The organism is Pseudomonas sp. NPDC096917 (assembly GCF_044762555.1).
Classification (GTDB): Bacteria; Pseudomonadota; Gammaproteobacteria; order Pseudomonadales; family Pseudomonadaceae; genus Aquipseudomonas.
The window spans coordinates 222,974-242,449 of sequence record NZ_JBIWEO010000006.1; the positions used below are offsets into that span (position 1 = coordinate 222,974).

Sequence of the window (19,476 nt, forward strand, 5' to 3'; positions counted from 1 at the left end):
CTGAAATGACCCGTATCGGAACTCCACTGTCGCCGACCGCGACCCGCGTATTGCTGTGTGGCTGCGGCGAGCTGGGTAAAGAAGTCGTCATCGAATTACAGCGCCTGGGCGTTGAAGTGATTGCCGTTGATCGCTATGCCAACGCGCCAGCCATGCAGGTTGCCCACCGCAGCCACGTGATCAACATGCTCGATGGTGCGGCACTGCGCGCGGTGATCGAACTGGAAAAACCGCACTACATCGTTCCGGAAATCGAAGCCATCGCCACCGCGACCCTGGTCGAGCTGGAAGCTGAAGGCTTCACCGTCATCCCGACTGCCCGTGCAACGTCGCTGACCATGAACCGCGAAGGTATTCGTCGCCTGGCGGCAGAAGAGCTGGACCTGCCTACCTCGCCGTACCACTTTGCTGACACCTTCGAGGACTACAGCAAGGCCGTGCAGGATTTGGGTTTTCCGTGTGTGGTCAAGCCTGTGATGAGTTCCTCGGGCAAAGGTCAGAGCTTGCTGCGCAGCACTGACGACGTACAAAAAGCCTGGGATTACGCGCAAGAAGGCGGCCGTGCGGGCAAAGGTCGGGTCATCATCGAAGGGTTTATCGACTTCGACTACGAAATCACCTTGCTCACCGTGCGGCATATTGGCGGCACCACGTTCTGCGCGCCAGTCGGCCATCGTCAAGAGAAGGGCGATTATCAGGAATCCTGGCAGCCACAAGCCATGAGCCCGATTGCGCTGGCTGAGTCCGAGCGCGTGGCCAAGGCTGTCACCGAAGCGTTGGGTGGGCGTGGCCTGTTTGGCGTTGAGTTGTTTATCAAGGGTGATCAAGTGTGGTTCAGCGAAGTCTCGCCACGCCCGCATGACACCGGTCTGGTGACGCTGATCTCGCAAGACTTGTCGCAGTTTGCGCTGCATGCTCGCGCCATTCTGGGCTTGCCTATCCCACTGATCCGTCAGTTTGGTCCATCGGCTTCGGCTGTGATTCTGGTAGAGGGCCAGTCGACCCAGACCGCATTCTCCAACCTCGGCGCTGCCTTGAGCGAGCCGGACACCGCATTGCGCTTGTTTGGCAAGCCGCAGGTCAATGGTCAGCGCCGCATGGGCGTTGCCCTGGCCCGTGACGAGTCGATTGAAGCGGCGCGCGCCAAAGCGACCCGCGCTGCCCAAGCCGTTGTCGTAGAGCTGTAATCCCGCAATCCGTGTAGGAGCGAGCAAGCTCGCTCCTACAGGTTCATATGTGTTTTACGCGACCTTGTTCAGGTCCGCTTCTCTGGTTTCCTTCAAGCACAGCACAGCGATCAAGCTGAGCACGGCTGCGCCTGACACATACCCGCCCACCCAGCTCAAACCGCCCATCGCTACCAGTTTTTGGGCGAAGAACGGAGCGGCCGAGGCGCCCACAATGCCGCCCAGGTTGTAAGCGGCTGACGCGCCGGTGTAGCGCACGCGCGTCGGGAACAGTTCGGGGAGCAGGGCGCCCATTGGGGCGAATGTCACTCCCATCAAAAACAGTTCAATGCACAGGAACAGCGCCACTCCCCAGGTCGAACCCTGGGTGAGTAAGGGCTCCATCAGAAAGCCCGACAAAATTGCCAGGACACCGCCGACAATCAGCACCGGCTTGCGTCCGTAGCGGTCACTGGCCCAGGCGGACAAGGGGGTGGCTGCCGCCATGAACAGCACGGCAAAGCACAGCAGGCCGAGGAATGTCTCGCGGGTATAGCCCAGTGTTGAAACACCGTAGCTCAGCGAAAACACCGTCGAGATATAGAACAGCGCATAGCACACCACCATCGAGGCGGCGCCCAGCAGCATCGGTGCCCAATATTGAGCAAAGAGTTCAAAGATGGGCATTTTTACCCGCTCATGCTGCGCCACAGCCTTGGCGAACACCGGGGTTTCTTCCAGCTTCAAGCGTACGTACAGGCCCACCATTACCAGGGCCGCGCTCAGCAGGAACGGAATCCGCCAGCCCCATGAGCGGAACTGTTCGTCGCTGAGGGTCATGGCCAGTATCAGAAATAAACCGTTGGCGGCCAGAAAGCCAATCGATGGTCCCAACTGCGGAAACATGCCGAACCAGGCGCGTTTGCCTTTCGGTGCGTTTTCGGTGGCCAGCAATGCCGCGCCGCCCCACTCACCACCTAAGCCCAGGCCTTGGCCGAAGCGCAGCACGCACAGCAGAATCGGAGCCCAGGCACCCATCGTGGCGTAGCCCGGCAGCACGCCGATCAAGGTGGTGCACACGCCCATCAATAGCAAGGAGGCGACCAGGGTGGATTTGCGTCCGACCCGGTCACCGAAATGGCCGAATAGAAATGAGCCCAGGGGGCGTGCGAGAAAGGCGATGCCAAAGGTCAGGAAGGCCGACAGCATTTGCGCTGTGCCGGAGGTTTGCGGAAAAAAAACCGGGCCAATGACCAGTGCAGCCGCAGTGGCATATACATAGAAGTCGTAGAACTCGATGGCAGTGCCAATAAAACTGGCCGTCGCGACGCGTGCTGTCGAATTGACCGGTTTGTCGGACGAGGCTTCGCTGTAAGTGGTGCTGGTGGTCATGCGCATATCCCTGACAATTATGAGCTCGTGGGTCGAATCAGCCTGTGCGGCCACCTGTACCCGAGCAATTTTTATGGTCGTTGAGCCCTGTAGATTAAGGGCGGGTGCAAACGCAGTTCGGGATGTGAGCATGCGCTGATGATGCATAAAGCAACCCGTCAACAGCGCTAAGTGCGGGTAGCACGCGTGTCGACGAGGCTTGGATGAGCGCAGCGATTATAGGGAGGCCTGTTCGAATGTAACAAGACCATGCGCGGTGATTAAGCCGCGGGCTTGACGCTGTCGTGCCAGATCAGTACGCGGCTCACGCGGTTTTCTTCAGTCGCGAGGATTTCCAGGCGGTAGCGGCCGATCTTCAGGCAAACGGTGCTTTCTGGAATGGTCTCCAGTGCTTCTGTGACCAGTCCGTTAAGGGTTTTCGGGCCATCGCTGGGCAGGTGCCAGCCCAGGCTTTTATTCAGCTCGCGGATAGACGCAGCGCCGTCCACCACAAAGCGACCGTCTGGGAGCGGCTCAATATGAGGGTTGTCGAGATTTTGCTCGTTTTCGAATTCGCCGACGATTTCTTCAAGAATGTCTTCGAGGGTCACGATGCCGAGCACTTCGCCGTATTCGTCAACCACGACGCCCATTCGACGTTGTTGTTTGTGAAAGTTGAGCAGTTGCAGTTGCAGCGGGGTGCTTTCCGGGACGAAGTATGGTTCGTGGCACACCGCCAGCAACGCTTCTTTGGTCAGGCTGGCATCGGGCAGCATGTGCTGGATATGTCGGGTGTTGAGGATGGCCTCGACCTGATTGATGTCGTTATGAAAGACCGGCAGGCGTGTGCGCTTGGTGAGGCGCAATTGCTCGATCAACTCGTAAATTGAGTCGTCTAGGTTGAGCCCTTCAACCTCACTGCGTGGAATCAGGATGTCGTTGACGGTGATGTTGTCCAGCGCGTGAATGCCTGAGATCAACGTAGGGCGGCTATTGGTCTGCTCAGTGTCGCCCTCAGGGGCTTCGCTGTGAGTCTGCAGGGGTTCGTCGCGATGCACCCTGATGGCCTTGTTGCGCGACGTCTTGCCTATAAAAAAACCCAGTCCCAGAAACAGCAGAGCCATAACTGCAAGCATTGGCCCGTGGGGCAAGCTATCCATTTTTATCGCCCGTCAGATATGCAGAATGTATTCGCGAACCAGTTTGCTGCCAAAGTACGCCAGCATTAACAGGCAGAAACCGGCCAGCGTCCAGCGAATGGCTTTGTGTCCGCGCCAGCCCAGGTGATTGCGTCCCCACAGCAGTACACTAAAGACCACCCAGGCGAGGCAGGCTAGCAAGGTTTTGTGAACCAAATGCTGCGCAAACAGGTTGCCGAGAAATACCCAGCCGGAAATCAACGACAGAGACAGCAGCGACCAACCGGCCCAGAGGAAGCCAAACAGCAGGCTTTCCATGGTTTGCAGCGGCGGAAAGTTTTTGATCAGGCCTTTTGGATGCTTGTGCTTGAGCTGGTAGTTCTGCAACGACAGAAGCAAGGCCTGGAATACGGCAATGGTGAACATGCCATAGGCCAGAATCGACAGCAGGATGTGCAGCAGGATCCCCGGCTCTTCATTGACGATCTGCACAGTCCCGGCTGGCGCGAACTCGGATAACAGCACCGTGAGCATTCCCAGCGGATATAAAAGCAGCAGCAGGTTCTCGACCGGTATTCGTGCGCAGGCAATGAGCGTCACGATAATCACCGCAACGGCAATCAGGCTGGCCGCGCTGAAAAAGTCCAGCTCAAGACCGGCGGGGGTCAGCAAGTGCGTGTACAGGCTCGCGGCGTGGACGATCACGGCGAGGATGCCGAGCGTTACCAGCAGGCGTTTGTTTGCCTTGCTGCCCTGACGCAGGCAAGAGCCTTGATAGAAGGTCGCAGCGGCATATAAGCAGGCGGCGGCGAGGCTAGGTAGCAAACTGGGTGACAAGGGGAGCATAAATCCTGTTAGGCAAGCCCGAAAGGGCTGAGTTTGGCATACAACCGCCTTAACACGAAAGACCACTTAAGCGACGGCAAGGTGTCCGCCGCGCGCAGTCTTCGCTATAATCCGCGACCTGCCCACGCCGCAGGCTCGCCGAGCGTCAGTTTTACACGGGCTGGGCCGCAATAACCCCGGTCTACTTTGGGCCTGAAAGGATCGCGCATGTTTGAAAATTTAACCGATCGTCTCTCGCAGACGCTGCGCCATGTCACCGGCAAGGCCAAGCTGACCGAGGACAACATCAAAGACACCCTGCGTGAAGTGCGCATGGCGTTGCTGGAAGCCGACGTGGCTTTGCCAGTGGTCAAAGACTTCGTCAACTCGGTCAAAGAGCGCGCAGTCGGCACAGAAGTGTCGCGCAGCCTGACGCCGGGTCAGGCATTTGTGAAAATTGTCCAGGCTGAGCTCGAAAGCCTGATGGGCGCCGCCAACGAGGACCTGGTCCTCAATGTGACGCCGCCTGCTGTAGTTTTGATGGCCGGTTTGCAGGGTGCGGGTAAAACCACCACGGCTGGCAAGCTGGCGCGCTTCCTTAAAGAGCGCAAAAAGAAAACCGTAATGGTGGTCTCGGTCGACGTGTATCGTCCTGCCGCGATCAAGCAGCTGGAAACCCTGGCGGGCGAAGTGGGCGTTACGTTCTTCCCGTCCGATATCAGCCAGAAGCCAGTGGCCATCGCGCAAGCGGCCATTAATGAAGCCAAGCTCAAATTTATTGATGTCGTAATCGTCGACACCGCCGGTCGTTTGCACGTCGACGCCGAGATGATGGCCGAGATCCAGGAACTGCACGCGGCGGTCAAACCTGCAGAAACCCTGTTCGTGGTCGATGCCATGACCGGTCAGGACGCCGCCAATACGGCCAAGGCCTTTGGTGATGCGCTGCCATTGACGGGTGTGATCCTGACCAAGGTCGACGGTGATGCCCGTGGCGGTGCGGCACTGTCTGTGCGCTCGATCACTGGCAAGCCGATCAAGTTCATCGGTATGGGCGAGAAGAGCGACGCGCTCGAGCCGTTCCACCCGGATCGTATTGCTTCGCGCATCCTGGGCATGGGCGACGTGCTCAGCCTTATCGAGCAGGCAGAACAGACGCTCGATAAAGACAAAGCCGACAAACTGGCTAAAAAGCTCAAGAAAGGCAAAGGCTTCGACCTCGAAGACTTCCGCGATCAACTGCAACAGATGAAGAACATGGGCGGCCTTGGTGGTCTCATGGACAAACTGCCGAACATGGGCGGTGTGAATCTGGCGCAAATGGGCAATGCCCAAGGCGCAGCAGAAAAGCAGTTCAAGCAAATGGAAGCCATTATCAACTCCATGACGCCGGCCGAGCGCCGTGACCCTGATCTGATCAGCGGTTCGCGCAAGCGTCGTATAGCCATGGGTTCCGGCACGCAGGTGCAGGACATCGGCCGCTTGATCAAGCAGCACAAGCAGATGCAAAAAATGATGAAAAAATTCTCTGCCAAAGGCGGAATGGCGAAAATGATGCGCGGCATGGGCTCAATGATGCCTGGCGGCGGCATGCCAAAAATGTAATTTACCTGCCCGAGCGCTTGCGTTCGGGTACCTCGCAGCAATGCGGGACACCCGGCAAACCCGCACGTGCGGGAGCCGACTTGTCGTCATTCGTGACGGCTTTACAGCAGATCTTTATTGCGCGTCGAGCAGGCGCCAGAAAAAGACATTTGCAAAAGTCCGGATATTCCTTAGAATATGCGGCCTTTCGGGCACCTATGCCCGCTGTGCATTTAGATTTGCAGCACCGACTACAGGAACGATGTTCACATGCTAACAATCCGTCTTGCCCTTGGCGGCTCCAAAAAGCGCCCGTTTTACCACTTGACCGTTACCGACAGCCGTAACCCACGTGACGGTTCCCACAAGGAACAAATTGGCTTCTTCAACCCGGTTGCTCGTGGTCAAGAAGTTCGTTTCTCCGTTAAAGAAGACCGCCTCGCCTACTGGCTGAGCGTTGGTGCTCAACTGTCTGAGCGTGTTGCTCAGCTGGTTAAAGAAAACGCTAAGGCTGCGGCCTGAGCAATATGAGCGTGACGCCTGAAACTGCTGATGATTTGATCGTTATCGGCAAAATCTACTCAATTCACGGCGTGCGCGGCGAAGTGAAGGTTTATTCCTTTACGGATCCAATTGATAACCTGTTGGACTACAAAAAGCTGACGCTTCGGCGCGGCAATGATGTACGACAGGCAGAGCTGGTCAGTGGCCGTTCTCATAACGGCAAGTTTCTGGTCGTGAAGCTCAAGGGTCTTGATGATCGTGATGAAGCAGGTCTTCTTCGCGAATTTGAGATCTGCGTGCCGCGCAACCTGTTTCCTGAGCTGACCGAAGGCGAGTACTACTGGTACCAGCTGCAGGGTCTTAAAGTGACCAACCTCGAAGGGCAATTGCTCGGCAAGGTTGTTGATCTGATGGAAACTGGCTCGAACGATGTCATGGAAGTCAAACCTTGCCCAGGTAGCCTGGACGATCGTGATCGCTTGTTGCCCTATACAGAGCAATGCGTGTTGAGCATCGACCTGGAAGCGGGCGAGATGAAGGTGGATTGGGATGCGGACTTCTAAGCGTGGCTAAATTGCGCGTAGAAGTGATCAGTTTGTTTCCCGAAATGTTTTCCGCCATCAGCGACTACGGCATCACTAGTCGTGCGGTGAAACAAGGGCTCTTGCAGCTCACTTGTTGGAATCCGCGAGACTACACAACGGACCGACATCACACTGTGGACGATCGCCCATTTGGCGGTGGTCCGGGCATGGTGATGAAGATCAAGCCTCTGGAAGATGCACTGGTCCAGGCCAGAGAAGCAGCCGGAGAGGCGGCGAAGGTTATTTACCTGTCGCCCCAAGGCCGTCAACTGAATCAGTCGGCGGTACGCGAGCTGGCGAATGAGGAAGCATTAATCCTCATTGCAGGTCGCTATGAAGGCATCGACGAGCGTTTTATAAACACTTATGTCGATGAAGAGTGGTCGATTGGTGACTATGTACTTTCCGGTGGCGAGCTACCGGCGATGGTTCTGATTGATGCGGTTACACGACTGCTGCCTGGAGCTTTAGGGCATGCGGACTCCGCCGAGGAAGATTCCTTTACGGATGGTCTGCTGGATTGCCCGCACTACACCCGACCGGAGGTGTATGCGGATCAGCGTGTTCCCGACGTATTGCTAAGTGGCACTCATGCACACATCCGGCGTTGGCGTTTACAGCAGTCCCGTGGGCGGACCTTTGAACGACGCGCCGATCTTCTGGAAAGCCGCTCGCTTTCTGGAGAAGAGAAGAAGCTGCTCGAGGAATATATCCTCGCGCGGGACGATAGTTAACAACGTATCGATGGTAGATCAGACGATCTACCTTAGGAGCACAGCATGACTAACAAAATCATCCTTGCACTCGAAGCAGAGCAGATGACCAAAGAGATCCCTCCTTTTGCCCCGGGCGACACCATTGTCGTTCAGGTGAAAGTGAAGGAAGGCGATCGTTCGCGTCTGCAAGCTTTCGAAGGTGTAGTGATTGCCAAGCGTAACCGTGGCGTGAACAGTGCTTTCACTGTTCGTAAAATCTCCAACGGTGTTGGCGTAGAGCGTACTTTCCAGACCTACAGCCCGCAAATCGACAGCATGGCTGTGAAGCGTCGCGGTGACGTTCGTAAAGCCAAGCTGTACTACCTGCGTGACCTGTCCGGTAAAGCAGCTCGCATCAAGGAAAAACTGGCTTAAGTCCAGCTTCCCGATGCAGAAAAAAGCAGCCTTCGGGCTGCTTTTTTGTTGCCTGAAATTTGTCAGACCTTTGTCCAGTTGTAGGTAGTAAAAAGCATGACTTCGCGTGAGCAAGAGATTCAACGCCGTACCGAACTGTCCGTCACCCGCATCACTAAAGCGGTATTCCCCTCGACCACCAACCACCACAACACCCTATTTGGCGGCACTGCGTTGGCCTGGATGGACGAAGTTTCGTTCATCGCTGCGACACGTTTTTGCCGTTTGCCGCTGGTCACCGTCTCGACTGACCGTATCGACTTCAACCACCCGATTGCTGCGGGCTCGATTGTCGAGTTGATTGGTCGTGTGGTTAAAGTAGGCAACACCAGCCTTAAGGTAGAAGTTGAGGTCTTTGTCGAAAGCATGAGCAGTGATGGTCGTGAACTGGCAATTCAGGGGTTGTTCAGTTTTGTTGCCATTGACGACGACAAGCGCCCGGTGCCGGTATTGCCAGGATTTACGCAGTAACGTTTTTTTTTGTGGGAGCCTGGCTTGCCAGCGATGCAGCCGATTTGATCTTTCTGTTACGCCTCGCGCCCCCCCCCCGTAGCCGCTGCCGAGCCTGCGTAGCAGTCTTAAAACAAACACTGTGGTATGTCAGTTCAACCTTGCACTTAGTGTTTACGATCGCTTCGCAATCGGACATAGCCTCGCAGGCTCGACAACTGCTGCGGCTCGGTGGGGGCTTCCGCGGCCTTGTCAGTCAGGTTTAGTGTCTTGTCGGATCAACGCCAGCAGCGTCCACCCCGTCCCCGGTTTCAGCTCACTCTCAGGTGTTAGCACATGCACCCAGCCATTACTGTCACGGGCAAACAGCAGGGTGGCACGCTTGCCGTGCAGCCTCTGGTAATCCTCCCAGGTAAAGTTGTCGGTCAAGTTGGTGCTGTACAACTCGGCCCCCTGGCTCATCTCGCTGGCTAACTGCCCATAGGTCAACGCCGGATTGCCCAGCGCCAGTCCGCGGTACTCATGGCTGGCACGGTGTTTATCGGAGCGACGGTTGTCCTGAACGTTGGCCAAGGCAAACACTCGCCGGGGCCCGAATTCATGAAGAAAGCGCACGGCGGCCAGCGTGTTCAGCTCACCTGACGCTGACAAGGCCAGCAAATGCCCCAGTCCCACCAAATCAAGGTGCGTCTCGGCATGTTGTGAAGCCGGATTGCCAAAGTAAGTGGGTAAATTGTCCATGCGCGCTGCACGAATGTTTTCCCAGTTGGAGTCGGTCAGCACCACGCGGCTGCCCAGTTGTTGCAGTGCTTTGCCGATGACACGGGCCGGGCCGTTGGCGCCCACAATCAAAAAACCGCTGGGTGCAGGCTCTGCCACTTTGAGCAGGCGGGCCAGCGGGCGGGCCGTGGCGCTTTGCAGCACCACGGTACCAATGATCACTGCAAAGGTGAGGGGCACCAGCAGCAGCGCACCTTCATGGCCCGCTTCGTTCAGTCGAATTGCAAAAATCGCTGACACGGCCGCCGCAACGATCCCGCGCGGGGCAATCCAGGCCAGTAATGCACGTTCTCGCCAGCTCAGTTTTGAGCCTAACGTAGAGAGCAGCACGTTCAGCGGGCGGGCGATCAGTTGAATAATCAGCAGCAACACCAGCACCGCAGGCCCGAGGCCGATCATGGCGTTTAAGTCCAGGCGCGCCGCGAGCAGAATGAACAGGCCGGAAATCAAAAAAACGCTCAGGTTTTCTTTGAAGTGCAGGATGTTTCGCACATCCACGCCTTTCATGTTGGCCATCCACATGCCCATCAGCGTCACCGCCAGCAGGCCGGACTCGTGCATCACCTCATTGGCCGCAATAAAAATCCCCAGCACGCCTGCCAGCGTCCCCAGGCTTTGCAGGTATTCCGGCAGCCAGTGCTTGCGCACGATATGCCCCATGATCCAGCCGCCAATGATGCCGAACAGGCTGCCGCACACAATGACGCCGGCAAAGGTCAGCAGGCTTTGGCTCAGACCGTTATCGGAGCCCCGGGCGATGATAAAACTGTAAACGACCACTGCAAGCAGGGCGCCGATCGGGTCGATGACGATGCCTTCCCAGCGCAGGATGTTGGCTATCGACGCTTTGGGCCGCACCACGCGCAGCATCGGCACGATCACTGTGGGGCCGGTGACCAGGGTCAGGGTGCCAAACAGCAAGGCCAGCAGCCAGTCAAAGCCCAGCAGCCAGTGCGTGGCCAGGGTAATCACTGCCCAGGTCGAGAGCGCGCCGATGGTCACCAGTCTATGCACGACGCTGCCGATTTCACGCCACTCTGACACGCGCAGGGTCAGGCTGCCTTCAAACAAAATCAACGCCACGGCCAGAGAAACCAGCGGCATCAACATGGGGCCGAACAGCGCTTGAGGGTCCAGCCAGCCTAAAACCGGCCCGACCACTATCCCAGTCAGCAGCAAAAACAGAATAGCTGGCAACTTGAGGCGCCAGGCCAGCCATTGAGAGCCGAGGGCTGCAATGCCGATACCGCCGAAGGACAGCAGAATCTGTTGTTCGGTCATAGTGCGATCCTGTAAGAACATGGGGTTTATGGCGTCAGCTGGCTATGAAAGACTAGCGGTCGATTTTTCAGTTCACATTTTATTTATGCGCGGCTTGCGGGCCGTGCTGTACGAGTGCCAATGCCTGCTATCGACAACCCCCTCATCGACCGTTTTCTGGATACCTTGTGGCTGGAAAAAGGCCTGTCGGATAATACCCGCGATGCCTACCGCAGTGATTTGGCCCTGTTCAATGGCTGGTTGCAGGAGCGTGGGATTGAGCTGATTGATGCCGGACGCGAGCTGATCCTCGATCATCTGGCCTGGCGTCTTGATCAGGCCTATAAACCGCGTTCGACCGCGCGCTTTTTGTCCGGGGCGCGTGGTTTCTATCGCTATTTATTGCGTGAAAAGCTGATTGCCGTCGACCCGACCTTGCAGGTTGATATGCCGCAGTTGGGAAGGCCGTTGCCCAAGTCATTGTCAGAGGCTGATGTAGAGGCATTACTCGCCGCCCCGGACCTGAGCGATGCCATCGGTCAACGAGACCGCGCCATGCTTGAGGTGCTGTATGCCTGTGGCCTGCGAGTGACCGAGTTGATTAGCTTGACGCTGGAGCAAGTCAATCTGCGCCAGGGTGTCTTGCGGGTGATGGGCAAAGGCAGCAAGGAGCGGCTGGTACCGATGGGGGAGGAGGCGATTGTCTGGGTCGAGCGCTACATGCGCGATGCGCGTCATGAATTACTGAGCGGGCGCCCCAGCGATGTGTTGTTCCCCAGTCAGCGTGGCGAGCAAATGACCCGCCAGACCTTCTGGCATCGGATCAAGCATCAGGCCAGGGTGGCCGGTATCGACAAGTCGCTGTCCCCGCACACCTTGCGCCATGCCTTCGCCACCCACTTGCTCAACCACGGTGCCGATTTGCGCGTGGTGCAGATGTTGCTGGGGCACAGCGACCTGTCCACGACACAGATTTATACCCACGTCGCGCGTGCGCGCCTGCAAGATCTGCACGCCCTTCATCACCCGCGGGGTTAAGACAGATGACACACCGCCAGAGTCGGTCTTGCGGGTCATCTGTGGTAGGCTTTGCCGGTTTCGAAAGCGAGCCGCCAAAACCCTTTTAGATCCGGGTATTCAGGTTTGGCCGTTTGTCCGCCTTCAGGAGTTCACATGCGCTTGATCCACATGTTTGCCGCCGCAGCCATTGCGTTGGTCAGTACCTTTTCTTTCGCCGACACCGGTGCCGAACAAGCCATTCGCAAAAGCCTTGAAACGCTGCAACTGGATGTTCCGGTCGAGAGCATCAGCGCCAGCCCGCTGTCCGGCCTGTACGAAGTCAAGCTCCAGGGCAGCCGCGTCCTGTACGCCAGTGCCGATGGTCAATTCATCGTTCAGGGCTACATGTTCCAGCTCAAGGACGGCAAGCCGGTCAACCTGACCGAAAAGGCTGAGCGTTCCGGCGTCGCCAAGTTGATCAACGGCATTCCGGTGGCTGAAACCGTGGTTTACCCGGCGATTGGCGAAACCAAATCACACATCACCGTCTTTACCGACACCACGTGCCCGTATTGCCACAAATTGCACGGCGAAATCCCGGCATTGAACAAAATGGGCATCGAAGTGCGCTATGTTGCGTTCCCGCGTCAGGGCCTGGGCTCTGCGGGCGACCAGCAACTGCAAGCGGTCTGGTGTTCCGCGGACAAGAAAGGCGCCATGGACAAGATGACTGACGGCAAAACGGTTGACGCCCCAAAATGCGCCAACCCGGTGGCCAAGCAGTTCGCCTTGGGGCAGTCGATTGGTGTGAACGGCACGCCGGCCATCGTTTTGGCCGATGGGCAGGTGATTCCGGGCTATCAGCCAGCTGCGCAGGTTGGCAAGCTGGCACTCAGTGTTAAATAATCCTGCGTCGTTACGCTAAGCCTGTAACGATCATGGCCGGGCAGTTCAACTTCCCGGCTATCAATAGAGAACCGTGGCAATCCACGGTTGTTTTCCACGGCCGACCTTGAGTCGGCCGTTTTATGGGGAGTTCAGCGTGAATCCGGTCAAAGTAGGTATCTGTGGGCTCGGGACCGTCGGTGGCGGCACCTTCAACGTACTAAAGCGTAACGCCGAGGAGATTGCCCGCCGTGCCGGGCGTGGTATCCAGGTTGCGCAAATTGCCATGCGTACGCCAAACCCTCAGTGCGACATTACCGGTACCCCCATTACCAACGATGTATTCGCTGTTGCAACCAACCCTGAAATTGACATCGTTATCGAGCTGATTGGTGGCTACACCATCGCCCGCGAGCTGGTGCTCAAAGCCATCGAAAACGGCAAGCACGTGGTCACGGCCAACAAGGCGCTGATTGCTGTTCACGGCAACGAAATCTTCGCCAAGGCGCAAGAGAAAGGCGTGATCGTGGCGTTCGAAGCGGCCGTTGCTGGCGGTATCCCGGTGATCAAGGCCATTCGTGAAGGCCTGTCGGCGAACCGTATCAACTGGGTGGCGGGCATCATCAACGGCACCGGTAACTTCATCCTCACTGAAATGCGCGAAAAGGGCCGTACGTTTGAAGACGTGCTGGCTGAAGCGCAAGCGCTGGGCTATGCCGAAGCCGACCCAACGTTCGATGTTGAAGGTATCGATGCTGCGCACAAACTGACGATCCTGGCATCGATTGCCTTTGGCATTCCGCTGCAATTCGACAAGGCTTACACCGAAGGCATCACCAAACTGACCACAGCTGACGTGAACTACGCCGAAGCGCTGGGCTATCGCATCAAGCACCTGGGCGTTGCGCGCAGCACGGCCAGCGGCATCGAATTGCGGGTTCACCCGACCTTGATTCCGGCTGATCGCCTGATTGCCAACGTCAACGGTGTGATGAACGCCGTGATGGTCAATGGCGATGCAGCAGGCTCGACACTGTTCTACGGCGCTGGCGCTGGCATGGAGCCTACGGCGTCCTCGGTCGTTGCTGACCTGGTGGACGTGGTACGTGCCATGACCTCCGACCCTGAGAACCGCGTACCGCACCTGGCTTTCCAGTCGGACTCGCTGTCTGACCATCCGATTCTGCCGATCGAGGCGTGCGAAAGCGCTTACTACCTGCGCATCCAGGCCAAGGACCATCCGGGCGTATTGGCCCAAGTGGCCAGCATCTTGTCGGAGCGCGGTATCAACATCGAATCGATCATGCAGAAGGAAGTTGAAGAACATGACGGTCTGGTGCCGATGATTCTGCTGACCCATCGTGTGCTGGAACAGCACATGAACGATGCCATTACCGCGCTGGAGGCCTTGCAAGGCGTGGTTGGCCCGGTCGTTCGCATCCGCGTTGAAAGTCTTAATTAATTGATAGCGGCAAGCTCCAAGCTCCAAGCTGCAAGCTAGAAGCCTTTGTGCTTTTACTTGCGGCTTGCCGCTAAACCGCTTGCCGCTCAAACCGAAGGTTTGAATAAATGCGTTATATCAGCACCCGTGGCCAGGCACCGGCCCTGAATTTTGAAGATGTCCTGTTGGCCGGTCTGGCCAGCGATGGCGGTCTGTACGTTCCTGAAAATCTGCCGCGCTTTACGCAAGAAGAAATTGCTTCCTGGGCGGGTCTGCCGTACCACGAACTGGCATTCCGGGTGATGCGCCCGTTTGTTACCGGCAGCATCCCTGATGCCGATTTCAAGAAAATTCTGGAAGAAACCTACGCAGCTTTTGCACACAGCGCCGTTGCCCCGCTGCGCCAGCTCAATGGCAACGAGTGGGTGCTTGAGCTGTTCCATGGCCCTACGCTGGCGTTTAAGGACTTTGCCCTGCAGTTGCTGGGTCGCCTGCTGGATTACGTACTGGCCAAGCGTGGCGAGCGCGTAGTGATCGTGGGTGCCACCTCGGGCGATACCGGTTCGGCTGCGATTGAAGGCTGCAAGCATTGCGAGAACGTGGATATTTTCATCCTGCACCCGCATAACCGGGTCTCGGAAGTCCAGCGTCGCCAAATGACCACGCTGTTCGGTGACAACATCCATAACATCGCCATCGAAGGCAACTTCGATGACTGCCAGGAAATGGTCAAGGCCAGCTTCGCTGACCAGGGCTTCCTCAAGGGCACGCGACTGGTTGCCGTGAACTCGATCAATTGGGCGCGGATCATGGCCCAGATCGTCTACTACTTCCATGCAGCCCTGCAATTGGGCGGCCCGCACCGTTCAGTATCGTTCTCGGTGCCGACCGGAAACTTCGGCGATATTTTTGCGGGCTACCTGGCACGCAATATGGGCCTGCCGATCAACCAGTTGATCGTTGCTACCAACCGCAACGACATCCTGCACCGCTTCATGAGCGGTAATCAGTACGCCAAAGACACCTTGCACGCGACCTTGTCGCCGTCGATGGACATCATGGTTTCCTCGAACTTCGAGCGCCTGTTGTTCGACCTGCACGGTCGAAATGGCGCGGCGGTTGCCGGCCTGATGACCACGTTCAAGCAAACCGGCAACTTCAGCGTTGAAGAAGACCGCTGGACCGAAGCGCGTCGCTTGTTCGACTCGCTGGCTGTCAACGACGAGCAAACGTGTGAAACCATTGCCCAGGTGTTCGCTGAAACCGGCGAAGTGCTGGATCCGCACACGGCCATTGGTGTCAAGGCAGCGCGCGAGTGCCGTCGCAGCCTGGACACTCCGATGGTGATTCTGGGGACTGCGCATCCGGTCAAGTTCCCGGAGGCCGTGGAAAAAGCAGGCGTAGGAAAAGCGCTAGAGCTACCTGCTCACCTTTCGGACTTGTTTGAAAGAGACGAGCGTTACACCGTGTTGGCCAATGACCTGAAAGCCGTACAGGCCTTTGTGAGTCAGCATGGCAATCGCGGAAAGGCACTTTAAAGGTTTTTTTCTTACGCACTTTGAAGCCCGTCATCTGACGGGCTTTTTTGTGGCTGCATGGCAAACTTGCTCCGTTTTCGCCTCCGTATGCTGGCGAGCGGTCGGTCAAGGAGGCTGTCATGTCACGTTTTCATCGTGTGTTGAAATCATGGATGTTCTTCGCACTGTTAATCGTGCTGGTGAGCGTGAGTGCCGTCTCCCATGCTGCCCAAGGCCTGCCTTTCAAACTCCCCAAAAGCTTTATCGAACTCCCCCCTCTTAAGATTGATCGCGCACAACAGCAATGGCTTGAAAAGCGCGGGCCGTTGCGTGTGGGCATCACCCTGGGCGGTTACGCGCCGATCGACACTGTCACCGATCGCAATCGTTATCAGGGCATCAGTGCCGACTACCTCAGCCTTGTGCGTGACAAGTTGGGGGCAACGGTTGAAGTACTGGGGTTCAGCAAGCGCGACCAGGCGGTGGCGGCACTGCTCTCGGGCAAGATCGACATTCTGGCCAGTGCCAACGGCTATGAGCGCGGCATTGAAGGCATGATCTTTTCCACGGAATACATGGCGGACCATTCAGTCATTGTGGGGCGAGCAGATGACACCGCAGCAGGCAAAGAGTGGGATGGCAAGAGAGTCGGCTTTCTGGAGGGGGAAGTCGACGAGAAGGTCGCCGATGCGTTTTATCCCCAAAGCGAGGTCATTTTGACGCCGACGTTGCACAGTGCACTCGAAGCGCTCTCTGAGGGCGACCTTGATGCGCTGGTGGGTAATGAGGTCATTATTAGGGCATTTAAAACTGCCAGGCCCTACACGGGCTTGCGCATTGTGGGTGACAGCGCATTGCCGGTGTCCGGTTTTACTTTTGCCATCCGGCGCGATGATCCTCAGTTGCTGGCATTGATTGATCGAGCGCTGAGCAGCGTGGATGACACCGTCGCGCGGTTAATCCTTTCACGCTGGACAACCGGGCTTGGCGGCGGCCTCGGGCAGCAGCACATTAAGCTGCTGCCCGAGGAGCAAGCCTGGATCAAGCAAAATCCGGTGGTCATTGTGGCCTCTCAGCAATATCCGCCGTATGTCTTTAAAGGGGCTGGAAAAGGCTGGGATGGGCTGAACGTGGATATTCTGGAGCGTATTTCCCGCATGACCGGTTTGCAGTTTGTGCACCAGGAAAGTTTTTCAACCGTACAAACCCTGGAAATGCTTAAAAGCGGCAAGGCGCAGATGAACACAACGCTGTCCAAAAATGCCGAGCGCCAGACATTTCTGAACTTTACGTATTCCTATGGCGGGGCGCCTTGGGTCTTCGTGGTGGGCAACAATGACGTGCGGCTGAGTTCACTGGCTCATCTCTCAGGCCAGGTTTTGGCGTTGCCGGCCAAGCATGCACTGGAACCCCTGATTCGCCGCGATTATCCCGAGATTAACTTGCGCATGGTCGATAACTACATCCAGGCACGCCACTTGGTTGAGCGCGGTGATGCGATTGCCACCATTCAGAACGAGACACAGGCTTATCTCCATCTGGCAAAACGCCTCAAAGTCGGGCGGAGCGTTGACGGCCAGTGGTCTTCAGATAATTTCTCGGTCTCGACCCAGTCTCCGGAACTGCTCGACATCCTGAACAAAGGTCTGGAGGCGTTGCCGGTGGCTGAAATGCAGGCACTGCGGATCAAGTGGCTGCATAAGGTGGGCAAGGAGACCGCTGATTCAGCAGGGTTCAGCGCGCCGTGGGTGTACGCCATGATGGCCGTGACCAGTGCCTTGGGCGTGATGCTCGTGGTGTGGAACCGGCGTTTGGCAAAAAGGTTGCGACTTGAACAATGGGTCGAAAGCAATTTGCGCAAACACCACGAGTTTCAGCAGCGCTGCTTTGATGCGATCCCCTGTCCGGTTTTTGTGAAGGGGCTTGAAGCGCAAATGATCACCTGTAATCGCACTTACGAGGAGTATTTTTCGACTCGGCTCGAATTGATTAGCGGGCGAGTCATGACTGAGGCGGATTTTTTTCCTGCAGACGTTGCCGAGCAATTTCACACCGAGATTATGTCGGTTCTTCGTAATCGAAAGCCTTTCTATCAAAAGCGCAGCGAGGCCTTCAAAACACTCAATACCGAGGTGTATTGCTGGATAGTTCCTTTCTACTCGGATTGCGGCCAGTTGGAAGGAGTGGTGGGCGGCTGGTTTGATCTATCGGCGCAAAAAAAGTGGGGGAGACGGAAAGAGTGACATTTTTAGTTTTGAAAATCCTTACGTTCTTTTAGGATTTGTCTTATGTCGATTCTTAGGCAATCGCACTAGAGTTGAGCCCCTTGCCGATAGTGTGCGCAATACTCCAAAGGTCCGTGATGCGCTCAATGAAAGTTTTGATTCTTGAAGACAATCCCTTTCAACTGATGGTTTTGCACCAGATGCTCAATGCCTTTCGCATTTTTGATGTTCTGGCTGCAGAAAGTATTGAGTCCGCCCGCAGCTCGTTAGCCAATCGTGGGGGGATCGATGTTGCTATTTGCGATCTGTATCTGGATGGTTTATCTGGGCTGGATATGATTCGAGAGCTGGCCATCAAGCGTGAGGCGCAGGCGCTGATCATTTTGAGTTGCGCGGCGCCGCACATTATAGAAAAAGCGGTGCGTACCGCTCGTCAGGAAGGGCTCGAGGTCTTGGGGTGCTTGCCAAAACCGGTGACGATCAATGGGCTAGGGCGGTTGCTTGACGCATACAACGTACGTGCCAACGCTGAACGTGCAAATTGATTGCAAGGGGTAGGGAACCTTTAGCGGGGTGCCTGTGTCAGATTTTTCATCAACAGGATCAAGTCTATTGCTCCGATGCTTGTAGCCTGTTGAGCAGGTCATCATGACCTTGTTAAACCCCGAGATGACTCCCCACTTCTCGGGGTTTTTTTTGTGCTTTTTTTGTCACGGCGCAGGCGCATCCGGTACTTGCTCTTCGGCTGTCTGGCCAGGCTCTATCCAGTCAGTTTGTGACGGCGCCTGCGGTGTGTGAGCCAGATTACCCAGCACGGTATTAATGCTGGAAATCACTTGTTGCCCTTGCGGTGTCTTTGAGCAGCCAACGTAAATAGGCTGATAAGGCGGGGCGCCCTGAATGGGGTAAAAAACCAGCGCGGTGGACGACACGCCATGTTGTTTGGCCTTTGCCTGAATTTCAGGCCAATAGCCCAACAGCGATTGCAAACGGCCAGCCTGCTGCATTTGTAACAGGCTGCCCAGCGCATCGTTACCGTAATGAATAAAGAATTGGCTCGCAGGGCCATGAGACAGCTGGGCATCGATCCATGTGCCGTAACTGCGCTTGGCAACGAGGCCGAGCTTCACCGACTGCGAATTAAGCATGGCCTGCAAGTCGATGGACTTACCGTGTACGAACGGGGCAATCATCGGTTCATCCTTGCGACGAATCACAAGGCCGTTACTGTGCAAGCCGATGATCGGGTTGGAGTAGGCAATCCGCAGGGCGCGATCGGGGGTCCACACCAGCATCGGGTCGCAACTCAACTGTGAGCCTTCAAGGATTTGCATAGACCTTGCACGATTGACCCGCATGATGACGTGCTGATATTGCGGCATGTTGGCTATCAACACGGGCAGCAATTGGTCAATGATGCCTTGCCCTTTTTGTGGGCCCTCATGCATCGTCAGGGGTGGCAGGTCTCGCACCAGCCAAATGAGCTTCTCTGCTGCCAGAGTGTCTGAGGCCCAGAAAAGTAATGCTGATGTGATCAAGCCTGCCCACATACCTCGTCTGGTCCAGCGACTAGTCAT

17 protein-coding genes and 1 pseudogene are annotated in these 19,476 nt (G+C 56.6%); 13 read left to right on the plus strand and 5 right to left on the minus strand.

Annotated features, from left to right (window positions below; translation table 11 throughout):
- Positions 1-5 precede the first annotated feature (5 nt).
- Positions 6-1,187: a formate-dependent phosphoribosylglycinamide formyltransferase gene (gene purT / locus ACIQYF_RS09520; RefSeq protein ID WP_402860013.1), complete on the plus strand. Its 1,182-nt coding sequence runs from the start codon at positions 6-8 to the stop codon at positions 1,185-1,187.
- Positions 1,188-1,241: 54 nt separating this feature from the next.
- Here purT and ACIQYF_RS09525 read toward each other — a convergent pair whose 3' ends face one another.
- The 3 genes and pseudogenes from ACIQYF_RS09525 to ACIQYF_RS09535 all read right to left on the minus strand — a co-directional run bounded on the left by ACIQYF_RS09525 (position 1,242) and on the right by ACIQYF_RS09535 (position 4,522).
- Positions 1,242-2,558, minus strand: a complete 1,317-nt coding sequence (locus ACIQYF_RS09525; RefSeq protein WP_402860016.1) for an MFS transporter — start codon at positions 2,556-2,558, stop codon at positions 1,242-1,244.
- A 260-nt stretch (positions 2,559-2,818) separates the two neighbouring features.
- Positions 2,819-3,589: pseudogene (locus tag ACIQYF_RS09530) on the minus strand (transporter associated domain-containing protein); the annotation flags it as partial.
- A 120-nt stretch (positions 3,590-3,709) separates the two neighbouring features.
- Entirely contained in the window at positions 3,710-4,522 is an 813-nt protein-coding gene (locus ACIQYF_RS09535; protein WP_402860019.1) for an inner membrane protein YpjD, read from the minus strand.
- Positions 4,523-4,729: 207 nt separating this feature from the next.
- Here ACIQYF_RS09535 and ffh point away from each other — a divergent pair, with 207 nt between their 5' ends.
- The 6 genes from ffh (at position 4,730) to ACIQYF_RS09565 (ending at position 8,813) form a co-directional block, all read left to right on the plus strand.
- Positions 4,730-6,106, plus strand: a complete 1,377-nt coding sequence (gene ffh, locus ACIQYF_RS09540; protein WP_402860022.1) for a signal recognition particle protein — start codon at positions 4,730-4,732, stop codon at positions 6,104-6,106.
- Positions 6,107-6,355: 249 nt separating this feature from the next.
- Positions 6,356-6,607, plus strand: coding sequence for a 30S ribosomal protein S16 (gene rpsP / locus ACIQYF_RS09545; protein ID WP_019411651.1), 252 nt, complete (start codon positions 6,356-6,358; stop codon positions 6,605-6,607).
- A gap of 5 nt (positions 6,608-6,612) precedes the next feature.
- Complete coding sequence (gene rimM, locus ACIQYF_RS09550; RefSeq protein WP_094992478.1) at positions 6,613-7,152, plus strand: ribosome maturation factor RimM; 540 nt, start codon at positions 6,613-6,615, stop codon at positions 7,150-7,152.
- A gap of 2 nt (positions 7,153-7,154) precedes the next feature.
- On the plus strand, positions 7,155-7,907 hold the full coding sequence (gene trmD, locus ACIQYF_RS09555) for a tRNA (guanosine(37)-N1)-methyltransferase TrmD (RefSeq protein WP_402860027.1): 753 nt from the start codon (positions 7,155-7,157) through the stop codon (positions 7,905-7,907).
- Between the two features lie 45 nt (positions 7,908-7,952).
- A complete protein-coding gene (rplS, locus tag ACIQYF_RS09560) occupies positions 7,953-8,303 on the plus strand; it encodes a 50S ribosomal protein L19 (RefSeq protein WP_003440273.1) in 351 nt (116 codons plus the stop codon).
- A gap of 96 nt (positions 8,304-8,399) precedes the next feature.
- Positions 8,400-8,813, plus strand: coding sequence for an acyl-CoA thioesterase (locus ACIQYF_RS09565; protein ID WP_402860031.1), 414 nt, complete (start codon positions 8,400-8,402; stop codon positions 8,811-8,813).
- Between the two features lie 231 nt (positions 8,814-9,044).
- Here ACIQYF_RS09565 and ACIQYF_RS09570 read toward each other — a convergent pair whose 3' ends face one another.
- Positions 9,045-10,853, minus strand: coding sequence for a cation:proton antiporter (locus ACIQYF_RS09570; protein ID WP_402860035.1), 1,809 nt, complete (start codon positions 10,851-10,853; stop codon positions 9,045-9,047).
- A gap of 120 nt (positions 10,854-10,973) precedes the next feature.
- Here ACIQYF_RS09570 and xerD point away from each other — a divergent pair, with 120 nt between their 5' ends.
- From xerD to ACIQYF_RS09600, 6 genes are all read left to right on the plus strand, one after another.
- Positions 10,974-11,870, plus strand: a complete 897-nt coding sequence (xerD, locus tag ACIQYF_RS09575) for a site-specific tyrosine recombinase XerD (protein WP_402860038.1) — start codon at positions 10,974-10,976, stop codon at positions 11,868-11,870.
- A 135-nt stretch (positions 11,871-12,005) separates the two neighbouring features.
- Positions 12,006-12,737, plus strand: coding sequence for a thioredoxin fold domain-containing protein (locus tag ACIQYF_RS09580; RefSeq protein ID WP_402860041.1), 732 nt, complete (start codon positions 12,006-12,008; stop codon positions 12,735-12,737).
- A gap of 136 nt (positions 12,738-12,873) precedes the next feature.
- Entirely contained in the window at positions 12,874-14,178 is a 1,305-nt protein-coding gene (locus tag ACIQYF_RS09585; RefSeq protein ID WP_019411644.1) for a homoserine dehydrogenase, read from the plus strand.
- A gap of 107 nt (positions 14,179-14,285) precedes the next feature.
- Positions 14,286-15,695, plus strand: a complete 1,410-nt coding sequence (thrC, locus tag ACIQYF_RS09590; protein ID WP_402860044.1) for a threonine synthase — start codon at positions 14,286-14,288, stop codon at positions 15,693-15,695.
- Between the two features lie 119 nt (positions 15,696-15,814).
- Positions 15,815-17,917, plus strand: coding sequence for a transporter substrate-binding domain-containing protein (locus ACIQYF_RS09595; RefSeq protein WP_402860047.1), 2,103 nt, complete (start codon positions 15,815-15,817; stop codon positions 17,915-17,917).
- 128 nt (positions 17,918-18,045) lie between these two features.
- Positions 18,046-18,444 (plus strand): response regulator, encoded by a 399-nt coding sequence (locus ACIQYF_RS09600; protein WP_402860050.1) that lies wholly within the window; start codon positions 18,046-18,048, stop codon positions 18,442-18,444.
- A 165-nt stretch (positions 18,445-18,609) separates the two neighbouring features.
- On the opposite strand, the gene ACIQYF_RS09605 is transcribed toward ACIQYF_RS09600, so the two are convergent.
- Complete coding sequence (locus tag ACIQYF_RS09605) at positions 18,610-19,476, minus strand: TIGR02285 family protein (protein WP_402860053.1); 867 nt, start codon at positions 19,474-19,476, stop codon at positions 18,610-18,612.

Excerpts from the sequence above, each read along its gene's own strand:
- purT (WP_402860013.1), top strand. The coding sequence starts at position 6 with ATGACCCGTATCGGAACTCCACTGTCGCCGACCGCGACCCGCGTATTG.
- ACIQYF_RS09525 (WP_402860016.1), bottom strand. The coding sequence starts at position 2,558 with ATGACCACCAGCACCACTTACAGCGAAGCCTCGTCCGACAAACCGGTC.
- ACIQYF_RS09535 (WP_402860019.1), bottom strand. The coding sequence starts at position 4,522 with ATGCTCCCCTTGTCACCCAGTTTGCTACCTAGCCTCGCCGCCGCCTGC.
- ffh (WP_402860022.1), top strand. The coding sequence starts at position 4,730 with ATGTTTGAAAATTTAACCGATCGTCTCTCGCAGACGCTGCGCCATGTC.
- rpsP (WP_019411651.1), top strand. The coding sequence starts at position 6,356 with ATGCTAACAATCCGTCTTGCCCTTGGCGGCTCCAAAAAGCGCCCGTTT.
- rimM (WP_094992478.1), top strand. The coding sequence starts at position 6,613 with ATGAGCGTGACGCCTGAAACTGCTGATGATTTGATCGTTATCGGCAAA.
- rplS (WP_003440273.1), top strand. The coding sequence starts at position 7,953 with ATGACTAACAAAATCATCCTTGCACTCGAAGCAGAGCAGATGACCAAA.
- ACIQYF_RS09565 (WP_402860031.1), top strand. The coding sequence starts at position 8,400 with ATGACTTCGCGTGAGCAAGAGATTCAACGCCGTACCGAACTGTCCGTC.
- ACIQYF_RS09570 (WP_402860035.1), bottom strand. The coding sequence starts at position 10,853 with ATGACCGAACAACAGATTCTGCTGTCCTTCGGCGGTATCGGCATTGCA.
- xerD (WP_402860038.1), top strand. The coding sequence starts at position 10,974 with ATGCCTGCTATCGACAACCCCCTCATCGACCGTTTTCTGGATACCTTG.
- ACIQYF_RS09580 (WP_402860041.1), top strand. The coding sequence starts at position 12,006 with ATGCGCTTGATCCACATGTTTGCCGCCGCAGCCATTGCGTTGGTCAGT.
- thrC (WP_402860044.1), top strand. The coding sequence starts at position 14,286 with ATGCGTTATATCAGCACCCGTGGCCAGGCACCGGCCCTGAATTTTGAA.
- ACIQYF_RS09595 (WP_402860047.1), top strand. The coding sequence starts at position 15,815 with ATGTCACGTTTTCATCGTGTGTTGAAATCATGGATGTTCTTCGCACTG.
- ACIQYF_RS09600 (WP_402860050.1), top strand. The coding sequence starts at position 18,046 with ATGAAAGTTTTGATTCTTGAAGACAATCCCTTTCAACTGATGGTTTTG.
- ACIQYF_RS09605 (WP_402860053.1), bottom strand. The coding sequence starts at position 19,476 with ATGACTAGTCGCTGGACCAGACGAGGTATGTGGGCAGGCTTGATCACA.